Annotated in this window: 23 protein-coding genes; 6 read left to right on the top strand and 17 right to left on the bottom strand. The window is 62.9% G+C overall.

What is annotated here, in order from left to right; translation table 11 throughout:
• Nucleotides 1-146: 146 nt before the first annotated feature.
• The 5 genes from yajC to RHP72_RS14045 all read right to left on the bottom strand — a co-directional run bounded on the left by yajC (nt 147) and on the right by RHP72_RS14045 (nt 3,769).
• A complete protein-coding gene (yajC, locus tag RHP72_RS14065) occupies nt 147-494 on the bottom strand; it encodes a preprotein translocase subunit YajC (RefSeq protein WP_003943339.1) in 348 nt (115 codons plus the stop codon).
• A gap of 138 nt (nt 495-632) precedes the next feature.
• Nucleotides 633-1,730 (bottom strand): Holliday junction branch migration DNA helicase RuvB, encoded by a 1,098-nt coding sequence (gene ruvB / locus RHP72_RS14060; RefSeq protein WP_003943304.1) that lies wholly within the window; start codon nt 1,728-1,730, stop codon nt 633-635.
• Nucleotides 1,727-2,326 (bottom strand): Holliday junction branch migration protein RuvA, encoded by a 600-nt coding sequence (gene ruvA, locus RHP72_RS14055; protein WP_007732953.1) that lies wholly within the window; start codon nt 2,324-2,326, stop codon nt 1,727-1,729. Before ruvA ends, ruvB begins: the two co-directional genes overlap by 4 nt.
• Nucleotides 2,323-2,892, bottom strand: a complete 570-nt coding sequence (gene ruvC / locus RHP72_RS14050) for a crossover junction endodeoxyribonuclease RuvC (protein WP_003943325.1) — start codon at nt 2,890-2,892, stop codon at nt 2,323-2,325. The genes ruvA and ruvC overlap by 4 nt, the downstream gene beginning before the upstream one ends.
• A 124-nt stretch (nt 2,893-3,016) precedes the next feature.
• On the bottom strand, nt 3,017-3,769 hold the full coding sequence (locus RHP72_RS14045; RefSeq protein WP_311094818.1) for a YebC/PmpR family DNA-binding transcriptional regulator: 753 nt from the start codon (nt 3,767-3,769) through the stop codon (nt 3,017-3,019).
• Nucleotides 3,770-3,914: 145 nt separating this feature from the next.
• On the opposite strand from RHP72_RS14045, the gene RHP72_RS14040 reads away from it, so the two are divergent.
• Together RHP72_RS14040 and RHP72_RS14035 are read left to right on the top strand one after the other, a co-directional pair.
• Nucleotides 3,915-4,271 (top strand): GntR family transcriptional regulator, encoded by a 357-nt coding sequence (locus tag RHP72_RS14040; RefSeq protein WP_003943322.1) that lies wholly within the window; start codon nt 3,915-3,917, stop codon nt 4,269-4,271.
• Nucleotides 4,268-5,188, top strand: a complete 921-nt coding sequence (locus tag RHP72_RS14035; RefSeq protein ID WP_311094817.1) for a hypothetical protein — start codon at nt 4,268-4,270, stop codon at nt 5,186-5,188. Before RHP72_RS14040 ends, RHP72_RS14035 begins: the two co-directional genes overlap by 4 nt.
• 13 nt (nt 5,189-5,201) lie before the next feature.
• On the opposite strand, the gene RHP72_RS14030 is transcribed toward RHP72_RS14035, so the two are convergent.
• A complete protein-coding gene (locus tag RHP72_RS14030) occupies nt 5,202-5,903 on the bottom strand; it encodes a GAP family protein (RefSeq protein WP_065352435.1) in 702 nt (233 codons plus the stop codon).
• 1 nt (nt 5,904) lies between these two features.
• Complete coding sequence (locus RHP72_RS14025) at nt 5,905-6,105, bottom strand: hypothetical protein (protein ID WP_218749367.1); 201 nt, start codon at nt 6,103-6,105, stop codon at nt 5,905-5,907.
• 111 nt (nt 6,106-6,216) lie between these two features.
• On the opposite strand from RHP72_RS14025, the gene RHP72_RS14020 reads away from it, so the two are divergent.
• Together RHP72_RS14020 and RHP72_RS14015 are read left to right on the top strand one after the other, a co-directional pair.
• Nucleotides 6,217-7,431 carry a sensor histidine kinase gene (locus tag RHP72_RS14020; protein ID WP_231917339.1) on the top strand — a complete coding sequence of 405 codons (1,215 nt, stop codon included), beginning with the start codon at nt 6,217-6,219 and terminating at the stop codon, nt 7,429-7,431.
• A complete protein-coding gene (locus tag RHP72_RS14015; protein ID WP_311094816.1) occupies nt 7,386-8,063 on the top strand; it encodes a response regulator transcription factor in 678 nt (225 codons plus the stop codon). Before RHP72_RS14020 ends, RHP72_RS14015 begins: the two co-directional genes overlap by 46 nt.
• A gap of 25 nt (nt 8,064-8,088) precedes the next feature.
• Here the strand turns inward: RHP72_RS14015 and pdxT are convergent, their stop codons facing one another.
• Together pdxT and tesB are read right to left on the bottom strand one after the other, a co-directional pair.
• Nucleotides 8,089-8,694 carry a pyridoxal 5'-phosphate synthase glutaminase subunit PdxT gene (gene pdxT / locus RHP72_RS14010; protein ID WP_007732937.1) on the bottom strand — a complete coding sequence of 202 codons (606 nt, stop codon included), beginning with the start codon at nt 8,692-8,694 and terminating at the stop codon, nt 8,089-8,091.
• Nucleotides 8,694-9,563, bottom strand: coding sequence for an acyl-CoA thioesterase II (gene tesB, locus RHP72_RS14005; RefSeq protein WP_007732935.1), 870 nt, complete (start codon nt 9,561-9,563; stop codon nt 8,694-8,696). The genes pdxT and tesB overlap by 1 nt, the downstream gene beginning before the upstream one ends.
• A 79-nt stretch (nt 9,564-9,642) precedes the next feature.
• Between tesB and RHP72_RS14000 the strand changes: the two genes are divergently transcribed.
• The gene (locus RHP72_RS14000; protein ID WP_003943324.1) at nt 9,643-10,266 is read left to right on the top strand and encodes a hypothetical protein; all 624 of its coding nucleotides are present in this window, start codon (nt 9,643-9,645) and stop codon (nt 10,264-10,266) included.
• 35 nt (nt 10,267-10,301) lie between these two features.
• Here RHP72_RS14000 and RHP72_RS13995 read toward each other — a convergent pair whose 3' ends face one another.
• The 3 genes from RHP72_RS13995 to RHP72_RS13985 form a co-directional block, all read right to left on the bottom strand.
• Nucleotides 10,302-11,123, bottom strand: coding sequence for an acyl-CoA thioesterase II (locus RHP72_RS13995; protein WP_003943337.1), 822 nt, complete (start codon nt 11,121-11,123; stop codon nt 10,302-10,304).
• A 114-nt stretch (nt 11,124-11,237) separates the two neighbouring features.
• Nucleotides 11,238-12,746 carry an HNH endonuclease signature motif containing protein gene (locus RHP72_RS13990; RefSeq protein WP_058038729.1) on the bottom strand — a complete coding sequence of 503 codons (1,509 nt, stop codon included), beginning with the start codon at nt 12,744-12,746 and terminating at the stop codon, nt 11,238-11,240.
• Between the two features lie 128 nt (nt 12,747-12,874).
• A complete protein-coding gene (locus RHP72_RS13985; RefSeq protein WP_311094815.1) occupies nt 12,875-13,297 on the bottom strand; it encodes an NUDIX domain-containing protein in 423 nt (140 codons plus the stop codon).
• A gap of 162 nt (nt 13,298-13,459) precedes the next feature.
• Here RHP72_RS13985 and RHP72_RS13980 point away from each other — a divergent pair, with 162 nt between their 5' ends.
• A complete protein-coding gene (locus RHP72_RS13980; protein WP_050656607.1) occupies nt 13,460-13,936 on the top strand; it encodes a RidA family protein in 477 nt (158 codons plus the stop codon).
• Nucleotides 13,937-14,037: 101 nt separating this feature from the next.
• Here the strand turns inward: RHP72_RS13980 and pdxS are convergent, their stop codons facing one another.
• The 5 genes from pdxS to pgsA all read right to left on the bottom strand — a co-directional run bounded on the left by pdxS (nt 14,038) and on the right by pgsA (nt 18,837).
• Nucleotides 14,038-14,946 (bottom strand): pyridoxal 5'-phosphate synthase lyase subunit PdxS, encoded by a 909-nt coding sequence (gene pdxS / locus RHP72_RS13975; protein WP_003943338.1) that lies wholly within the window; start codon nt 14,944-14,946, stop codon nt 14,038-14,040.
• A gap of 171 nt (nt 14,947-15,117) precedes the next feature.
• The gene (locus RHP72_RS13970; RefSeq protein ID WP_118607066.1) at nt 15,118-16,140 is read right to left on the bottom strand and encodes an NUDIX domain-containing protein; all 1,023 of its coding nucleotides are present in this window, start codon (nt 16,138-16,140) and stop codon (nt 15,118-15,120) included.
• Nucleotides 16,137-17,264, bottom strand: coding sequence for a glycosyltransferase family 4 protein (locus RHP72_RS13965; RefSeq protein ID WP_003943332.1), 1,128 nt, complete (start codon nt 17,262-17,264; stop codon nt 16,137-16,139). Before RHP72_RS13965 ends, RHP72_RS13970 begins: the two co-directional genes overlap by 4 nt.
• Nucleotides 17,261-18,163 carry a phosphatidylinositol mannoside acyltransferase gene (locus tag RHP72_RS13960; RefSeq protein ID WP_030536867.1) on the bottom strand — a complete coding sequence of 301 codons (903 nt, stop codon included), beginning with the start codon at nt 18,161-18,163 and terminating at the stop codon, nt 17,261-17,263. Before RHP72_RS13960 ends, RHP72_RS13965 begins: the two co-directional genes overlap by 4 nt.
• On the bottom strand, nt 18,160-18,837 hold the full coding sequence (pgsA, locus tag RHP72_RS13955; protein ID WP_037130749.1) for a phosphatidylinositol phosphate synthase: 678 nt from the start codon (nt 18,835-18,837) through the stop codon (nt 18,160-18,162). The genes RHP72_RS13960 and pgsA overlap by 4 nt, the downstream gene beginning before the upstream one ends.
• Nucleotides 18,838-18,884: the final 47 nt, after the last annotated feature.

Below are 18,884 nucleotides of genomic sequence, written 5' to 3'. Positions count from 1 at the left end.
GGTGGTCGACGACCACCCGAGCTGCGGCGTTCGAACTGCAACGATTGATCAACGGGGTGAACTGAGCTGCTGGTGTAAGAGCGGACAAACCGATCTGGACGTGTGTCCGAGTTCACAACTCTAGAACACGTACCAGTTCGACGAAGTCAGGACTCCTTGGTGAGCCGGATTTCGGTGTCGGCAGCAGACTCTTCGATCTCGGAAATCGAGTCGTCGTCATACTCGTCGGTCTCGGTCGTCTCGACGACGCGCTCACGGATGACCAGACGCGACCAGGTGGTGATGACACCGTCCGCGATCTCGAGGTCCACGGTGTCGTCGTCCAGGGAAGCGATCGTGGCGTAGAGCCCGGCCGTGGTCTGCACCCGATCGCCGACCTGCAGCGAGTCCTGCATCTCGGAAGTCGCGGCCAAGGCCTTCTTCTGCTTGCGCATGCCCAGGAACATGGGCACCAGCAGTGCGAGGATCAAGAGGGGGAAAAGCAAACTCGACATGTGTTGATCAACCTCGGTTGTGTTGCACGTTTTACGCCGCGATGGTCCCGGATGGACCTACGCAATACACCAGTGTGCCATTAGTTGCTGAGGATTCCTGACAGATCGGCCGTTCAAGTAGGCCTTTCCAGTCGAAATTCACTCGCCGTTCGGATCGAACAACGTGGCCTGCGGTTCGTTGACACGAACCTCGATACCGCCCGCTGCGGCATCCGGCGGCGGTGTCATTCCGAGTTGAGTCCAGGCAGCGGCGGTAGCCACACGTCCTCGCGGCGTCCGGGCGATCATTCCGGCCCGGACCAGGAACGGCTCGCACACTTCTTCCACCGTCGACGGTTCCTCGCCGACGGCCACCGCAAGCGTCGACACGCCGACGGGCCCGCCGCCGAACGAACGCACCAAAGCACTCAGTACCGAACGGTCGAGACGGTCCAAGCCCAACTGGTCCACGTCGTAGACGGCCAAGGCCGCCTGAGCGACGTCCATGGTGACGATTCCGTCGGCGCGCACCTCGGCGAAGTCGCGAACCCGGCGCAGCAATCGGTTCGCGATACGCGGTGTCCCCCGCGAGCGTCGTGCGATTTCGGCACCGGCGTCAACTTCGAGATCGACGCCCAGAATTCCGGCCGAACGCATCAGAATCTGTTGCAGCTCTTCGGGTTCGTAGAAATCCATGTGAGCGGTGAACCCGAAGCGGTCGCGTAACGGACCGGTCAGCGCACCCGACCGCGTAGTCGCACCGACCAGCGTGAACGGTGCAACCTCCAGAGGAATCGACGTGGCACCCGGCCCCTTACCGACGACGACGTCGACACGGAAGTCTTCCATGGCCAGGTACAACATCTCCTCGGCCGGACGAGCGATTCGGTGAATCTCGTCGATGAACAACACGTCGCCCTCGACGAGGTTGCTCAGCATCGCAGCCAGGTCTCCGGCGCGTTCGAGCGCCGGTCCGGACGTCAACCGCAGAGAAGAGCCCAACTCCCCCGCGATGATCATCGCCATCGACGTCTTGCCGAGCCCGGGGGGACCGGACATCAGGATGTGATCAGGCGTGCTGCCGCGAAGTTTTGCTCCGGTGAGCACGAGCTGCAGTTGTTCGCGAACACGAGGTTGACCGATGAAGTCGTCGAGACTCTTGGGGCGCAGACTCGCTTCGACATCACCGTCTCCCGCCACCAATTCGGCAGAGACCTGCGACTCGTCGTCGAAATCGTCGATCGGGTCGAAGTTCATCGAGTCTTACCGAGCAGCGACAGAGCAGAACGCAGTGCGACCGACGTGGTGGCCTCGGGCGATTCCGCCAGAACCGAATCCGTGGCCTGCTCAGCCTGCTTGATCGGGAAGCCCAGACCTTCGAGAGCCTCGACGATCTGATCACGGATCGAACTGCCGACGACGACACCGGACGCCGCGCCAGCCGTCGTCGCGACGGCGTCGACCTTGTCACGCAGTTCGACAACCATGCGCTCGGCGCCGCGTTTTCCGATACCGGGCACCCTCGTCAACGCCGTCAGGTTGCCTTCCGAGAGCGCCCGCCGCAGCGCGTCCGGTTCGAGAACTGCGAGAGTTGCCATCGCCAGGCGCGGTCCGACTCCGGAAACCGTCTGCAGGAGGCTGAACAGGTCCTTCGACTCGGTATCGGAAAAACCGTACAGCGTCATCGAGTCTTCGCGAACGATCATCGTCGTGAACAGTCGCGCTTCGCTTCCCCGATGCAGTGCACCGAGAGTCACCGGGGTGGCATTGACCCGATAGCCGACACCTGACGCTTCGATGACCGCGTGATCGAGCGCAATATCGAGTACCTCGCCGCGTACCGACGCGATCATCGTGAACCTGCCTTCTTCGTCTCGGCCAATTTTGCCTGATACTTACGCATTTGTTCAGCGGCCATCGCCTCGGCGCGGGCCATCCGCTCGATCATCGGTGCTCGCCAGCAGTGACAGATCGCCAGCGCCAGAGCGTCGGCAGCGTCAGCCGGTTTCGGCGCCGTCTTCAAATTCAGAATTCGCGTCACCATCGCAGTGACCTGCGCCTTGTCGGCGTTACCGCTGCCGGTGACGGCGGCCTTCACCTCGCTGGGCGTGTGGAAACACACCGGAATGCCGCGTCTGGCGGCAGCGAGCGCGACAACTCCGCCTGCTTGCGCCGTCCCCATCGCGGTACTGACGTTGTGCTGCGCGAACACGCGCTCGATCGCGACCACCTCCGGCTTGTACTGCTCGATCCACAGTTCAGCCGCATCGGAGATCCGCAGAAGCCGAGAACCGAGGTCCATCTCGGCCGGAGTCCGCACCACGTCGACCGCAATGGGGCGCACTTTCCTGCCGTTGCTCCCGTCGACCACTCCCAACCCGCAGCGAGTCAAGCCTGGGTCCACTCCGAGCACGCGCACTTGTCACACCTCTCCATACCGAACAGCTGTTCGATAGCTTAGCGGTGCGCGGGACTACTACCCCGCATCAACACGCAACCCGGCCCGGACGCGGACGTCAGGACCGGGTTGAGTTGAAAAACAATCAGCCTTCGAGAGCCGCGAGAACCTCGTCGGAAAGATCGATGTTGGTGTAGACGTTCTGCACGTCGTCAGAATCTTCGAGCGCGTCGACGAGCTTGAAGATCTTGCGTGCGCCGTCGACATCCAAGGGAACCTCGACGGAAGCGCGGAAATCGGCTTCGGCGGAGTCGTAGTCGATGCCGGCTTCCTGAAGTGCCGAACGTACGGCAACCAGATCCTGTGGCTCACTGACGATTTCGAAGGTTTCACCGAGATCGGTGACTTCCTCGGCACCGGCGTCGAGCACAGCCATCAGGACGTCGTCCTCCGACTGGCCGTTCTTCTCGAGCGTGACGACACCCTTGCGAGCAAACAGGTAGGAGACGGAACCCGGGTCAGCGAGGTTGCCACCGTTACGGGTCATCGCGGTGCGAACTTCACCGGCTGCGCGGTTGCGGTTGTCGGTGAGGCACTCGATCAGGACGGCGACGCCGTTGGGTCCGTAGCCCTCGTACATGATGGTCTGCCAGTCTGCGCCGCCCGCTTCTTCACCGGCGCCGCGCTTGCGCGCACGCTCGATGTTGTCATTGGGAACAGACGTCTTCTTCGCCTTCTGGATGGCGTCGTACAAGGTGGGGTTGCCCGTGGGATCGCCACCGCCGGTTCGTGCCGCCACCTCGATGTTCTTGATCAGCTTCGCGAAGGATTTGCCACGACGTGCGTCGATCACAGCCTTCTTGTGCTTGGTGGTGGCCCATTTTGAGTGGCCGCTCATGCGATTCAAGCCCCTTTCCTGCTGCGTTGCGCACGCCGAATGCGCGTCTTTCAGCTCTGCCGATGTTACCCGTCCCACGTCACAACTCGCTGCATCCCCCGACACGAATTGGTCAAACCGCGCATTGTTTGCATAGAATGCAAACATGTTGGTCCGAATAGATCATGCCTCCACAACTCCACTCGCGGAGCAGATTGCAGCCGGGGTTCGTGGCTCGGTCATCCGCGGTGAGATCGGACCAGGTGACCGCCTGCCGTCCGCTCGCGCTCTCGCCGAGTCGATCGACGTCAATCTCCACACGGTTCTTCGTGCGTACGCAACACTCCGCGACGAAGGCCTGATCGACCTCCGACGCGGACGTGGCGCCGTTATTCGCGCCGAGTTCGACTCGGGAAGAACAGCTCTCAACGAATCTGCGCGCGAGTTCGTGCGGCAGGCCCGAAATCTCGGACTCGACACCGCGCACATGCTCGACCTCATCAAGGAGACCAGCACACAATGACGACCAGCAAGATCCGACTCTGGACAGCAGCTTCGCTGACTCTGATCCCGACCCTGATCCTGGTTCTCGCACGCTTCGCGTGGGGTGACCGCCTACCCGAGACCGTCGCGAGCCATTGGTCCGGATCAAGCCCGGACGGGTTCAGCACCACGACGACCTTTTTCTTCATCGCGCTGGCGATTTCACTGGTGGCAGTCGTTTGCGCGTGTGCCGTCGCGGCCCGTTCGAGCGACAACGCGCCCTTGTTTCTCGCCGTAACCTCGATCTCGAGTGCGACACTGGCGACGATCTGGATTCTGAGCGTCGCCCTGACGATCGACGCCGGGTCGCCGGAAGCCGCGCGTATCGGCTGGTGGATTCTTGCGCCGATCGCGGCGGTACTCGTAGGAGTTCTGGCATACGCGCTGCCTGACCAGCAACGAAGCGGCCCGGAGTCGCCACTGCCGACCCCGACGCTCGACACTCCACTCACGGCCTCCGAACGTGCAGTGTGGGTCGGGCAGGTCCGCAGCATCTGGCCGTGGATCGTTACCGCCGGCCTCGTAGTTCTCGTGATCGCGACTGCCGCGTACTCGGATTGGTGGGTTGCCGTGATCCTGGGTGTGTCCACCCTCGCCGTCACAGCATTCGCGTCGGTCACCGTGCGCGTCGACCGTCACAGTGTCGGCATCAGTTCCTGGGGCGTTCGATGGAAGAAGATCCCCATCTCGAAGGTGAAGTCCGCATCGGTCGACGCGATACGTCCGGCCGAATGGGGCGGATGGGGTTACCGAATGACACCGCGCGGAACAGCCGTCACTCTCCGCTCGGGTGAGGCCATCGTGGTCACTCTCGAGAACGGACGACTGTTCGCCGTGACCGTCGATCACCCGGAAGACGGTGTGAAGCTGATCAATTCGTTGGTTCAGGCTGGTTGATTCACGAACAACGTCAATTCACGAACAACACGGCAGCGGCATTGCCGGCGAGGTAGAAGCCGGCAATGCCGAACACCCAACCCATCGCGCTGTCGCCGTGGCGTGAGATGAACGAATCCACCCCGCGCAGCGGCTTGTCCAGTCGGTCGCCGGCCACGATCCGCCCACACAACAGAAGGACTGCCGGAGTGGCCATGATCAGGCAGTATCCGGCAAGTATCGACGCAGACGTGAATGAGGACAGCCCAGCAGCGGTGATCATCGCGATCGCCGCCAAGTAGGGCAGCATCGTCACCAATTCGGCGGTTCCGGCAGCAATCGCCAGAAGTACAACACTTCTCGCGGAACTGGCCGAGCCGAGCACCCGCTCTCGCCAAACATGGGTTCGATCGGCCTGACCGGATGTGCGTCTCTTCTCGGAATCGAATCGAAAGCTCCACGCGAACAACGCGATACCGAGAATCAACTGCGCAACGCGGGCGGCGGGGGTGTCGAGTAGCGGGGCGACGACTGGCATGCCTACCCGTGCCGTCGTCCAGACGGCCACCCCGACAACAAAATAGAACGTCGTGATGACCACCAGATACGTCAGCAGCCTGCGAACCTGCGGTCGTCCCGGCATCAACAACATCCAGACCGGGACGACCAATGTTCCGATGCTCGTACTGTCCAGCAGGGCGAGCCCGCCCAGCGTGGTGAGCAGGACGAGTTCCACGTCAGTCGTTTCGGCGCTCGGGTATCGCTTCCTCCCGCGTTCGGACTGCATTCACGATGTCGAAGGCACCGATGATCGCGAGGATCACGCCGAGTGGTCCGCCGCGAAACCAGAAGAACTCGGCGTCACGCGCGAACAGCCACAGACAGCCGCCACCGACGACCAAGAGAATGCCGATCATCAACTCGAAACGAATCTTCATACGTCGAGCCTGTCTTCTCTCTCGAATCCGCACATCAGCCATCGGAACAACGCCGACCTCATCATTTGGTATGACAAGTCAGGCGCCCCGATGTGCTCTGATAAGTCTGTGGTGACCAGAAGTCGGAGTGTCGGCAAGTGGAACGATCCGCTCATCGCCTTCGGCCTGTTCGCGATCGGGGTACTCCTCTACCTGGTCGGCCTGTACCAAATGTGGACAGATGTCGGAGGTGTCGCCGACGTTCCCGCCGGGGTTCGGATCGGGATGCTGGCTCTGCTGTGTGCGATCGACTCGTTCCGGCGGGTGCGTCCGGCAACGGCCTTGGCGGCGGGGGCCGTCATCGTCGCGGTCGACGCCGCCCTTGGCCCGACTCTGCCGATGTGGCTGGTCCTCTCGGATCTCACCTACGCCGCAGTTCTGTACGGGACGGCGCGGCTGGGCCGAGTGGTGTGTTCTCTGACCGCGGTGACGGTTGCCGCGCTCACCGCACTCGTCTACCTGTCCACCCAGGACGTCCGCGCTGCGGCTGGGGCGGGCGTCGTGACCGCTCTGTTCTTCGGTACGCCGGTGTGGTGGGCACTGGTCATCCGTCGACAAGTCGAACTGACCGAGGCCGAACGCGAGCGTTCCAGAGTCCACGAAGCACTCGCCGCTCTGGACCGCGAGGCCGCGGTCGCTCACGAACGCGCGACCATGGCGCGCGATCTGCACGACGTGATCGCAAGCCACCTCTCCGCCATCGCCATCCACTCGGAGGCGGCACTGTCCACCTCAGCTCTCTCCGGTGAACGGGGCGAACCAGACGACGGCTTGCGGGAGATGATCGGGGCGATCAGATCGAGCAGTCTTGCGGGCCTTTCCGAGATGCGCTCGATGATCGAACTGCTCCACGCCGGGGACGACGAGACCCCGGACCCGCGTTCCTCTCCCCCGCGGCTGACCGAGTTGCCCGTCGTCCTGGACGCAGTTCGGGCAGCCGGCGGCACTGTGCACGTTGCGATCGACGTCGATGCTGCCGACCTGCCGAGCGTGGTCGATCACACGGCGTATCGGATCACCCAGGAAGCGTTGACCAACGCACTCAAGCATGCGCCTGGTGCACCGATCTCGATGTCGATCTCTCTCCAGCACAATGCATTACAGATCGAGATCCGAAACCCCGTCGGTCGCGACACATCCAGTTTTCGGGCGGGAACGCACGGACTTGCAAACATGCGTCACCGCGCCGAACTGCTGGGCGGTTCACTCGACGCACTTCCGGTCGACGGAGAATGGACGGTATGCGCACAGCTACCGGTCCCCGCGCCGAACGGAACGGATCAGTGATCACCGTCGCCCTGGTCGACGACCACGCCGCGATCCGGTCCGGACTCGCGATGATCCTGCGGCAGCACGACGACATCGATGTCGTTGCAGAAGCCGGTGACGGAGCGTCGGCGATCACCGTCACCCGCACGCATCAACCCGACGTCGTACTCATGGACGTCCGGATGCCAGGCACCGACGGCATCGAAGCGACACGTCAGATCGTCGGAACGACCCGAAGCCACGTATTGGTGTTGACCACCTTCGATCTCGACGAATACGTCTTCGCGGCCCTGCGCGCCGGTGCGTCGGGATTCCTGCTCAAGACTGCGACCGCGGACGAACTGACCCGCGCTATCCGCAATGTCGCGGCCGGAGATGCAGTGCTCGCTCCTCGTGCGGCGCGCGCACTGATCGGCGAGTTCGTGCAGCGCGCACCCAAACCCACCGAACCGCTGGGATTGAGCGAGCTCACCGACCGTGAACGCGAGGTCCTCGCGCTGTTGGGGACGGGTATGTCCAACGCCGAACTGTCGCGTGAACTCGGAGTCGGTGCTCCGACGGTGAAGTCGCACGTGTCGCGAGTTCTGTCGAAGTTGCACCTCACCTCACGCGTCCAGGCGGCGATCCTTGCCCGCGAACTGGAGCTGTAGGTTCGGCCGAGGCTGACTACTCCAGTTATCCGCGAACCAGATCGACGAACATCTCGTGCACTCGACGGTCCCCGGTAACCTCGGGATGGAAAGAAGTGGCGATCACCGAGCCCTGCCGAACCGCGACGATCCGGCCCGCGGCCTCCCCCGCGGCGGCGGGAACCTGCGCAAGGACCTCAACGCCCGGCCCAACTCGCTCCACCCACGGCGCGCGGATGAAGACAGCGCGAATGGGATCACCGATGATGCCCTCGAACTCCAGGTCGGACTCGAAAGAATCGACCTGCCGACCGAAAGCGTTGCGGCGCACCGTCATGTCGATGGCGCCGAGATGCTCGGCGTCCGGCCGGGTGTCTAGTACCTCGCTGGCGAGCAGAATCATGCCCGCACACGATCCGTAAGCCGGCAGCCCGCCGCGGAGTCGCTCACGAAGCGGTTCCAGCAGCTCGAATACCTGCAGAAGCCGGCTCATCGTGGTGGATTCGCCACCGGGGATCACGATGCCGTCGACCTTGTCGAGTTCCTCCGGGCGCCGGATACCCACCGCATCCGCTCCCGAATCATCGAGTGCGGCAAGGTGTTCGCGAACATCACCTTGGAGGGCGAGTACACCGATCAACGGACGCGTCATCACACAGTTCCTGTCTTGTTCTCACGGCTGTTCTTGCTCTCATGGCTGTCGGGTTCGCGTTCGAGACGCGTCAAACCCTCCTGAACCACCGCTGCCACCATGTTGCCATCGCGATCGTAGATACGCCCCTGAGTGAGCGCGCGACCAAAACCTGCCGACGGCGACGTCTGGTCGTAGAGCAACCACTCGTCGGCCCGGAACGGACGCAGGAACCACATCGCGTGATCGAGCGAAGCAGTCTGCGTCTTCACGCCGCGGTGCGGGACTTTGGAAGTTCCGAGCAGGGTCATGTCACTGAGGTACGCGAGGGTGCAGATGTGCAGCAGCGGACGATCCGGCAGAGCCTCGCGGTAGCGCATCCACACGCGTTGTTGCGCGGCGAGATCCGGCGCTGACGCGCTCTGCTCAGCGGGCACAATTCTGATGTCCCAGTTCTTCCACTCCTGATAGAACTGCGATTCAGCCAACTTCGGAACGGTCTGCGCATCCGGCAAGTCCTCCGGCGCCGGAACGGAGGGCATCCGGTCCTGGTGCTCGATACCTTCGTCGTCGACGTGGAACGAGGCCGACATCGTGAAGATCGTCTTGCCGTCCTGAACTGCATTCACCCGGCGGGTGCAGAACGAGCGCCCGTCGCGGATGCGGTCCACCAGGTAGACCGTCGGAATCTTCGGATTGCCCGGGCGCAGGAAATATCCGTGCAACGAGTGCACGTGGTAGCTCTCGTCAACGGTGCTCACGGCAGAAACCAACGACTGCCCGGCAACCTGCCCGCCGAACGTCCGTTGAAGTGCGGTGGGATGGACCGCACCACGGAAGATGTCCTTCTCCAGGTGTTCGAGCGCGAGGATCTCCTCGATACCAACCATGAGTCCTCCGAAAACATAGACCGCCGCAATGGGCGCGATGACGGTTCACAATATCGCCTCGGCGAGCGGGCACGGCACCATGGTGGGCGTGAGTACATTCATCCCGTCCAGTCCCCTCGCCTTGGCCGAGCAGATTGCAACGCTGAGCGGATCGTTTCCGTCGGTGGCGGTAGTAGCGATCGACGGACCTGATTGTGCACAGCCGTCTCGGCTCGCGGAACTGGTCGGCACCGCCGTCGAGTCGCGCAACAGGCCGAGTGCTGTTGTGTCACTGCACGACTACGTGCGGCCGGCTTCGCTGCGATACGAGTTCGGCCACGAGGATGCGCTGAGTTACCGTACTATCTGGTTCGACTATCCGGCACTCGATCGTGAAGTGATCACCGCAGCCCGCACAAAACGGGCGTTCTTGCCGAAACTCTGGGACGAACCCACCGATCGATCGGCTCGGTCGACCCGTATCCCCGTCCATGAGCGCGCGGTCATCGTGATCGCCGGTCCGATGTTGCTCGGGCGCGGGCTGGAGTTCGACGTCAGCGTCCGCCTGGACATGAGCGAACCTGCCATGCGGCGGCACACACCGGAGGCAGATCTGTGGACCGTCGAGGCACTCCTCGAACACCGATCAGAAGTGTCCGAGGAGGTCGATTTCGAGGTCAGATACGACCATCCGGCCCGGCCTGCGGTGCGGTCTCGCCAGTGAAGGTCTCACTGCGATTGATCTCACGTCGGCCGACCTCACTTCGGGCGATACAGCCTGGTCAGACCCTCCTGGACGACTGCAGCAACCATATTTCCTCGGCTGTCGAAGATTCGTCCCTGCGTCAGGGCGCGACCGAAGCCCGCTGACGGCGACGTCTGGTCGTACAACAGCCACTCGTCGGCGCGGAACGGCCGCAGGAACCACATGGCGTGATCGAGCGAAGCGCTTTGCATGGCGACGTCCATGTGGGGGCCGCGAGAAGATCCGAGCAGCGTCATGTCGCTCATGTAGGCAAGCGTGCACACGTGAAATACCGGGTCGTCCGGGAGTGCCTCGCGGGAACGGAACCACACTTGCTGCTGCGCGGCAGCGCCCGGACGTTTGTCGATGTCGGCCTTCGGCACCATTCGAAGGTCCCAATCGGACCACTCACGCGCCAGCCACGCAGTCTCGGGATCCTCCGAATCCTGGGCGATGGCCAAGGTCTCGGGGTCAGGAACGGGTGGCATCTCGTCCTGGTGCTCGATGCCTTCGTCTTGGACGTGGAAGGACGCCGACATCGTGAAAATGGCTTGCCCGTCTTGAATTCCGGTGACCAAGCGGGTCGCGAACGATCGACCGTCCCGAACACGATCAACCAGAAAAACCGTCGGCTCCATCGGATTTCCCGGACGCAGGAAATATCCGTGCAACGAATGAACCGAGTAGGCCGGATCGACCGTGCGTACCGCCGACACCAATGCCTGTCCGGCGACCTGGCCGCCGAAAGTGCGGGTCAGGGTGGTCTCCGCGATGATTCCTCGAAAGATGTCCCGCTCGAGGCGTTCCAACTCCAGAATTTCTTCGATCCTCGCCATCGATGCTCCACATCTTCCCGTGTACCGACGTCTACCGACCTTCACACAATGCCTGACGCACCCCCGGCCACCAAAGTGGGCATCCGAAAACACTGAGCGACGGGGCGCATCGACTCAGAATGGCGGTGGATCGTCTCCGCCGTCGAAGGTCCTCCTCTGTGCCTTCTTCATCCGCCGGTGCATTCGTATCCGCTGCCGCCGGCGTTCCCCCCACACACGAGCGGCCTTGTTTTCCAGACGTGTGCGCCGACGCCGACCACCCTCGGGCAGTACAGGCTCGAGCATTCCCGCCAGCAGACCTGACGGCCTCGTTCGGTAGCAATGTCCGGTCGGCGAGGTCAGCATGACGCTGCGGTCCGGGTTCGAGGTGTGCACCCACTGACCGGAGTGCTTGAGGCGGTGATGGTTTCGACAATAGGCACTCAAGTTCGAGGCCACGGTCTTTCCACCACGAGTGGGATCGCGATGATCAAAGGGTTCAGTGTGATCGAGATCTGAATTCCATGCAGCGACATCGCAGTGCAACCACTGGCAGCTTCCTGCGATCACCCGCACCCAGGTGTCGAGGACAGCGCCGGGGCGGTACACGAACGCAGAAGGAACGACGGGCGAAGGTACTGGCTCGCCCTCACCGGCAGACTCGAGCGCGGCATCGGCTGGTACCTTCACCTTCCGAATCAGCGCACCCGCGGCGATGTCACGCGCATGCTCTGCACTGATCACTCCATAACCGTCGAGGTGAGCGGGTTCGTCTGCACCTGGTGCGTCACCGCCCTGAAGCGTTGATTCCAGCATGACCACGTGAACCAACGGCCGACGCACCACCACAATCCCGCTTCGATCTTGTGGGCACTCGTGCCGGCCGCAATCGCACGGCAGAATCGTCGATCCGGATACCAACGCTCCCAATGCGTCAGCTCGTCGTTGCTCGTACTTACGGGAATCGTGTCGACACACCGACATTGCCAACTCCCGCAACCGACGGTCGAAAGCCCGTGCTTCCTCCGCCGGAATACTCCCCAATATCCGCGCCATTCCGTCCTCGGCAGCGCTCACACCCACGAACCGATCAGCCAGGGCGCGGCGTCGACGTTCGCGTATCCCCTCGGGATCCACCACGGCGACGATCCGGTCGATAGCCGCTGTCAATCGGCGACCCGTCAAGCCGGTACCGCCAGGCATCGGGGGCGCCGAGATCTTCTCGAGGAGTTGCCGTTCCACCTCGTCGATCAAATCGTCGGCTACGTTGGCCGTAGCGGAGTCGATCAATCCGACTCGATACAGATCCAGTTCTCCGCGCGCCATGGCGGCACGCGTGCGATGGAGGCGAGTCTTGAGAGAAAAGCCGAGACCGATCAACTTTCCCGCTGCGGCACGGCCCATGGTCAATGCCGCGCCGAGCTCGGCCTCAGCCAGTTCGTGAGCGGTAGACGACCAAGCACCGTTATCAGTGTGGTCAGCGCTGCGACGCTCGAAAAACTCGGCAATGGCAGCCAGTTTCCGTTCCACGAGCATCGATTCGCGCGCATGCAGATCGGCGATGAGATCGATGAGGGCGCAGTCGGATTCAGCACCGGACAGCTGCGCTGCGGTACCCGAACTTCCTACTCCGTCATCGAACATTCCTCAACATTATTCGAATATACGTTCGATATCCATGATTTCCAGGAATCAGTCCGAACAATCCTGATTGACCGAAAATTGTTGCGGAGCAACCTTTGCGGCCACTCGTGTTCCGGCAACGGATTCCCCTACTGAACCAGGGCGTTGATAATGCGGGCAGCTTCGCCCGGGTAGATAGGGCGGTCGGACCCACCACTCAATACCCAGTGGACTGGACTACCTTCGTCTAGGACTCGGAGTTGCACGTCGAGCGGAAACGCATCGATGTCAGCCGAGTCGACTCCAAAGACATGGACAATCTCATGCCCAGGTCGCCCCTCGAACTCGAAGATGTTCTCTACGACCTCGAGCAACTCGACGCTTCCCAACGTGACGCCGAGTTCCTCCGCGAACTCGCGCCGCAGCGCTGCCTCGGCCGTCTCACCGAACTCGATACCGCCACCGATCAATCGATGAAAGTTCTCCCCCGTGACAGAGTCCGTGCCGTCGAGTATGAGTATGTGACCGGAACGGACAGGTATCCCCAGTGAGATGTTACGAATTGACGACATACGACACAGTTTAGGTGGCCAACTCGAACACCATTTTGAATCCGACGACGGCGAATATCACCAAAAGTGATGGGGTGGGCGCAAATACGACTTGGACTTGCCGAGACTCCCGATGACAGACTCGAACACCATTCCCGGACAAAAGAACCCATTGAGGAACCGATGAACGACGCAAGTACCTGGACCGCACGACTCGCCGCACTCGACCTGACCCTCCCGCCTGTTGCCACCCCCGCAGGCTCATACCTCCCCGCCGTTCAGACGGGGTCATACGTCTACACGTCGGGGCAATTGCCGCTCGTCGACGGCACTACGACGTGCATCGGTAAGTTGGGCGAGGGCGTCTCCGTCGAAGACGCCGCCCAGGCGGCGCGGTTGTGCACTCTCAACGGACTCGCGGCAGTCGATGCCTTAGTCGGGCTCGATCGCATCGTTCGGGTCGTCAAGGTCGTTGGATTTGTTGCTTCCGGATCGGGATTTTCGCAGCAACCCCAGGTGATCAACGGTGCGTCCGACCTGCTGGCCGAGATCTTCGGTTCGGCTGGACAACACGCCCGCTCAGCGATCGGCGTCGCCGAACTACCCCGAAACAGTGCCGTCGAGGTCGAGTTCGTGTTCGAGGTATCGGACAGCATCTGATCGGTCTGCCACACCCCGAAGGGGCGGCGGTTGCCAACGCAACCGCCGCCCCTTCGTCTGTGAGGACTTTCAGGCACTGGGCCCGGTCGTCGAACCTGCTGTCACCAACCGCGCTCTGCGAGGCGGTGTCCGACAGGCAGGTCGTCGACGTTGATGCCGACCATTGCCTCGCCGAGTCCGCGCGAGACCTTGGCGAGCACGTCCGGGTCGTCGTAGAACGTGGTGGCCTTGACGATGGCCTCCGCGCGCTGCTTCGGGTTGCCGGACTTGAAGATGCCCGATCCGACGAACACGCCCTCGGCGCCGAGCTGCATCATCATCGCAGCGTCTGCCGGGGTGGCGATGCCGCCGGCAGTGAACATGGTGACCGGCAGCTTGCCGGCCTTGGCGACCTCGACGACCAGTTCGTACGGCGCCTGCAGTTCCTTGGCGGCCACGTACAGTTCGTCCTCGCTCAGCGAGGTCAACCGGCGGATCTCGCCGCGGATGGTGCGCATATGGGTGGTGGCGTTGGAGACGTCTCCGGTGCCTGCTTCACCCTTCGAGCGGATCATGGCCGCGCCTTCGTTGATGCGACGGAGCGCTTCGCCGAGGTTGGTGGCGCCACAGACGAAGGGAGCGGTGAACTTCCACTTGTCGATGTGGTTGGCGTAGTCGGCCGGGGTCAGGACCTCGGACTCGTCGATGTAGTCGACGCCGAGGCTCTGCAGGATCTGCGCTTCGACGAAGTGACCGATGCGTGCCTTGGCCATGACGGGGATGCTGACGGTGGAGATGATGCTGTCGATCATGTCCGGGTCACTCATGCGCGAGACGCCGCCCTGTGCGCGAATGTCTGCGGGGACCCGCTCGAGTGCCATGACGGCGACGGCGCCGGCGTCTTCGGCGATCTTGGCCTGCTCAGCGGTGACCACGTCCATGATCACACCGCCCTTGAGCATTTCAGCCATGCCGCGCTTGACGCGGGCGGTGCCGATGGCGGTGGTGGGGGCAGAGTCGGGGGTGCTCACAGCAAACTCCTGCAGTAGTGGCGTGACGAAAGAAACAAGGCACGGCGAACACACGAGTTCATTCGCGCGGAGGCCTCTGGCCAGAACTCTAGGACGAACCGGCCTTCGATTCCGTATCCAATTTGCCATTGCTGGCCTTAAACTGCCCGCGAGCACTGAACGACCGAACGATCAGCGGATGGAACGCACTTCCGGATCCTCGGAACCGTCCGCAATCGTCGCGGCCTCCACCAGGAGGTTTGCCAGATCCAACGGGTAGACGGGCTCACCGGACTTGGCCAGTCGGCGGATCTCGTCGGCGCTGCACCAGCGATGGCCGGTGATGGCACGCTGTTCCAATTCCGTGTGGCCTTGGAAGACCGGCTCGAAGCCGTGAGTGCGCGTAGCGAAGAACAGCTCTTCCGAACGGATCAGCTCACCGTCGAACGGGAAAATCGCCACACGACGCCAGAGCGGACCTCGCAGATTCTCCGGAGCCACGACGAATCCGGTCTCCTCCTCGATCTCACGAACGGCAGCCGCCCGTAGGTGTTCGCCCCGTTCGAGCCCTCCGCCGACGGTGAACCAGAAGTAAGTGTTCGGGATCTTGGGATCGTGGCCGCGCAACAGCAGCACCCGATCGTCCTCGTCCAGCATCACCACGCGGGCAGAGGTCCGTGACGTATCCACGGTGATGCCCTCGGGCACCGCCGCCGCGGTCGTGCGCTCCGATATCTCGAAGTAATGAGGTAGCGGTGCCGTTCCCCCGAGGTGCAGCCAGCGAACAAGTCGACGCGTACGCAACGCGAGAGTGTCGCGCACCGCGTCGTTGTGGAACCGCCGGGCGATCAGCACGCGCGCCTCGGCATCGGCCAACTCGGCCACCAGTTGAGGTCGCAGCGACGTCGTGCCATAGGCAGCAAGAGCATTGGACAGCCGGTTCTCGGCAAGCTCGCGATCCTGACGATCCGCACGTTCGGCGGCGTCCGCCAAGGTGACGAATCTGCGGGCGTCGTCGGCGCTCATGTCCACAGCCGCCGCGCGGACAACCGCGGCACGACGGGACAGAGCCGCATCGAGCGCCAACCACGACTGATCCGAACGCACATGCAGTCGATCGAGTCGGTTCGCCGTCCCGTACGCCCACAGTCCGACGACCAGGACGACGGCAGCGACGAGCCCGAGAATGAAGATCGTCAGAGCGGAGAAGGTCATGAACCCACCACGCGTACGCCGGTACCGCCGACCGTGACGGTCTCGTAGACACGCAGGATCTGCTCGGCTACCACCGGCCAGTCGTATTCGGCAACAACACTTGTCGCGGTGTTGACCAGCGCGCGTCGTCGATCCGGGTCACCGAGAACGGAATCGATTGCCTCGGCCAAGGCATCGGAGTTCCCGATGGGGACCAGCAAGCCGGCCTGACCGTCGCGAAGAACACGGCGAAAAGCGTCCAACTCACTGGCCACGACGGCAGTGCCAGCCGCCATGGCCTCGACCAGCACGATCCCGAAGCTCTCACCGCCGAGATTGGGCGCGCAGTAGACGTCCGCACTGCGAAGCGCCGACGCTTTCTCCTCGTCACTGACCTGCCCGAGCAGGCGGAGATGCTTGAAGTACTTACCCGCCTCTTTGCGGAGTTTCTCCTCGTCGCCGCGTCCGACCACGATCACTTCGAGATCCGGGTGACGCTCGACCAACTCCGGCAGCGCACCGAGGAGGACGGCCATCCCCTTGCGCGGTTCGTCGTAGCGACCGAGGAACAGAATGGTTCCACCTTCGCGCGGGTAGCCGGGCAACAGATCGGCCTCGGCAAACGCTGCGACATCGACGCCGTTGGGGATCTCGACCGCGTCGGATCCGAGAGACTCGACCTGCCAACGACGCGCCAACTCCGAGACTGCGATCCGGCCGCTGATCTTCTCGAGATACGGAGCCAAGACACCCTGAAACGTGCTCAGCACCAACGACTTCGTGGTCGACGTGTGGAAGGTGGCGACGATCGGGCCTTCCGCGATGCGCAACGCGAGCATGGACAGACTCGGCGCATTGGGTTCGTGGATATGTAGAACGTCGAAGTCACCTTCCGCGATGAACTTGCGGAGGCGGTTGTTCGCCGTCGGGCCGAAAGACAACCGCGCAACAGAACCGTTGTAGGGAATCGCGACGGCTTTACCTGCGGAAACCACAAAATCCGGCAACTCGTCGTCATCGGACGACGGCGCAAGCACACTCACTTTGTGACCACGTTCGATCAGCACCTCGGCCAGATCCACCACGTGCGCCTGGACGCCGCCGGGGACGTCGAAGGAGTACGGGCAGATCATGCCGATTTTCATTCACCCTCCATGCGGGCGAGCCGCGATTCGGAAAGGTCCGAGCGCCACAGCGGTTGAAGCATGTGCCAGTCAGCGGGGTGCGCTGCGATGTTGACCGCGAAACGGTCGGCAAGTGCTTGCGTGGCCGGGCCGACTCCGCCGGATACGTCGATCGGTGGGTCGATCTTGAAACCCCATCCGTCGGGTGTGAACCAGCAGTGGACCGGAAGTAGCGGCGCGCCGGTGTCGATCGCGAGCTTCGCTGGGCCCGCGGGCATCCGAGTAGGTTCGCCGAAGAAGGTAACGGGCACACCCTTCTTCGCCAGATCGCGCTCCCCCAACAGGCACACGATCTTGTTCTCACGCAGATGCTTGGAGAGTTCGACGAACGGTGGATGCTCCCCGCCGCTGAGCGGGAAGATCTCGAAGCCGAGACTCTCGCGATAGTCGACGAACCGTTCGTACAGGGATTCGGGCTTGAGCCGCTCGGCAACGGAGGTCAACCCGCCCCACTGCTGAACGCACCACACGCCGGCCATGTCCCAATTACCGCTGTGAGGCAGCGCCAATACCGCGCCATGACCTGCAGCCATTGCCTTTTCCAGATGCTCCTGGCCCTCGACCAGCGCATGCAGCGCCTTACCTGTCGCGACCAGGTCCATCGACGGAAGACGAAACGCCTCACGCCAATACCGGGCGTACGAGCGCATCGAATCCTTGATCAACTGATCCGGAACTTGCTCCGGCGTCGTGCCCAGAACTCTCGCGAGGTTCTTCCTGAGTTGTTCGGGTCCGCCCTTGCGTACCGCGAAATCCGCTCCGGCGTCGAACAGCTTGACCGCCACCGATTCCGGCAGGCTTCGCACCAGACGCCAACCCGCGGCGTATCCCAGGTCGGTTGCACGCTCGGCAAAGCTCATTTCTCTGCCTCGCCGTCCGTGTTCGGCGCACCTTCGACCGTGGATGCGGCCGGGGCGATCGGCAGAAGTTCCCGGGCGCCAGGGGAATTGCGCACCGCGAGCACTCGCTGGAAGACCGTCACGATGCTTCCGGCGGCAAGTACCCACATCGCGATGTGGATTGCCCACGGAAGACCCATACCCGTCAGGCCGGATCCGACCAACACGATGATCAATCGGTCCGGGCGCTCGATCCACCCGCCGTCCGCAGTCAGCCCGCTCGCCTCCGCGCGCGCCTTCGCGTACGAGATGACCTGCGAGGTGACGAGGCAGATGAGCGTCGCGACGAGCAGCCACTTGCTGTTCTCGTGGTAGACCGCCCACCAGGCCAGGCCGGCAAAAATCGCGCCGTCGGCGACGCGGTCGCAGGTCGCGTCCAGTACCGCCCCGTACCGCGTTCCGCCGCCGCGAGCACGAGCCATTGCGCCGTCGAGCATGTCGAACATGACGAAGAACCAGATGAACATGGTTCCCCAGAACAGATGTCCGGACGGAAACAGCGTCACCGCACCGGCGACGCTTGCCACCGTGCCGATCACCGTCACCGAGTCCGGCGTCAGACCGGTCTTGACCAGCGCCTTCCCCATAGGTGCCGTCACCTTGGACACCGATGCGCGCCCGAAGAAGCTCAACACCGCAGGAACCCTCCCCGTCGTGAGTTCCGGTTCGGAACTCGTTGCAG

Source organism: Rhodococcus sp. SG20037, assembly GCF_031763325.1.
GTDB lineage: Bacteria > Actinomycetota > Actinomycetes > Mycobacteriales > Mycobacteriaceae > Rhodococcus_F > Rhodococcus_F qingshengii.
This window is presented reverse-complemented; position numbering and strand designations above follow the sequence as displayed.

Bases quoted from the DNA above. Each gene is read 5' to 3' on its own strand.
- yajC (WP_003943339.1), bottom strand. From the start codon at position 494: ATGTCGAGTTTGCTTTTCCCCCTCTTGATCCTCGCACTGCTGGTGCCC.
- ruvB (WP_003943304.1), bottom strand. From the start codon at position 1,730: ATGAACTTCGACCCGATCGACGATTTCGACGACGAGTCGCAGGTCTCT.
- ruvA (WP_007732953.1), bottom strand. From the start codon at position 2,326: ATGATCGCGTCGGTACGCGGCGAGGTACTCGATATTGCGCTCGATCAC.
- RHP72_RS14045 (WP_311094818.1), bottom strand. From the start codon at position 3,769: ATGAGCGGCCACTCAAAATGGGCCACCACCAAGCACAAGAAGGCTGTG.
- RHP72_RS14040 (WP_003943322.1), top strand. From the start codon at position 3,915: ATGTTGGTCCGAATAGATCATGCCTCCACAACTCCACTCGCGGAGCAG.
- RHP72_RS14035 (WP_311094817.1), top strand. From the start codon at position 4,268: ATGACGACCAGCAAGATCCGACTCTGGACAGCAGCTTCGCTGACTCTG.
- RHP72_RS14025 (WP_218749367.1), bottom strand. From the start codon at position 6,105: ATGAAGATTCGTTTCGAGTTGATGATCGGCATTCTCTTGGTCGTCGGT.
- RHP72_RS14015 (WP_311094816.1), top strand. From the start codon at position 7,386: ATGCGCACAGCTACCGGTCCCCGCGCCGAACGGAACGGATCAGTGATC.
- pdxT (WP_007732937.1), bottom strand. From the start codon at position 8,694: ATGACGCGTCCGTTGATCGGTGTACTCGCCCTCCAAGGTGATGTTCGC.
- tesB (WP_007732935.1), bottom strand. From the start codon at position 9,563: ATGGTTGGTATCGAGGAGATCCTCGCGCTCGAACACCTGGAGAAGGAC.
- RHP72_RS14000 (WP_003943324.1), top strand. From the start codon at position 9,643: ATGGTGGGCGTGAGTACATTCATCCCGTCCAGTCCCCTCGCCTTGGCC.
- RHP72_RS13995 (WP_003943337.1), bottom strand. From the start codon at position 11,123: ATGGCGAGGATCGAAGAAATTCTGGAGTTGGAACGCCTCGAGCGGGAC.
- RHP72_RS13990 (WP_058038729.1), bottom strand. From the start codon at position 12,746: ATGTTCGATGACGGAGTAGGAAGTTCGGGTACCGCAGCGCAGCTGTCC.
- RHP72_RS13985 (WP_311094815.1), bottom strand. From the start codon at position 13,297: ATGTCGTCAATTCGTAACATCTCACTGGGGATACCTGTCCGTTCCGGT.
- RHP72_RS13980 (WP_050656607.1), top strand. From the start codon at position 13,460: ATGAACGACGCAAGTACCTGGACCGCACGACTCGCCGCACTCGACCTG.
- RHP72_RS13970 (WP_118607066.1), bottom strand. From the start codon at position 16,140: ATGACCTTCTCCGCTCTGACGATCTTCATTCTCGGGCTCGTCGCTGCC.
- RHP72_RS13965 (WP_003943332.1), bottom strand. From the start codon at position 17,264: ATGAAAATCGGCATGATCTGCCCGTACTCCTTCGACGTCCCCGGCGGC.
- RHP72_RS13960 (WP_030536867.1), bottom strand. From the start codon at position 18,163: ATGAGCTTTGCCGAGCGTGCAACCGACCTGGGATACGCCGCGGGTTGG.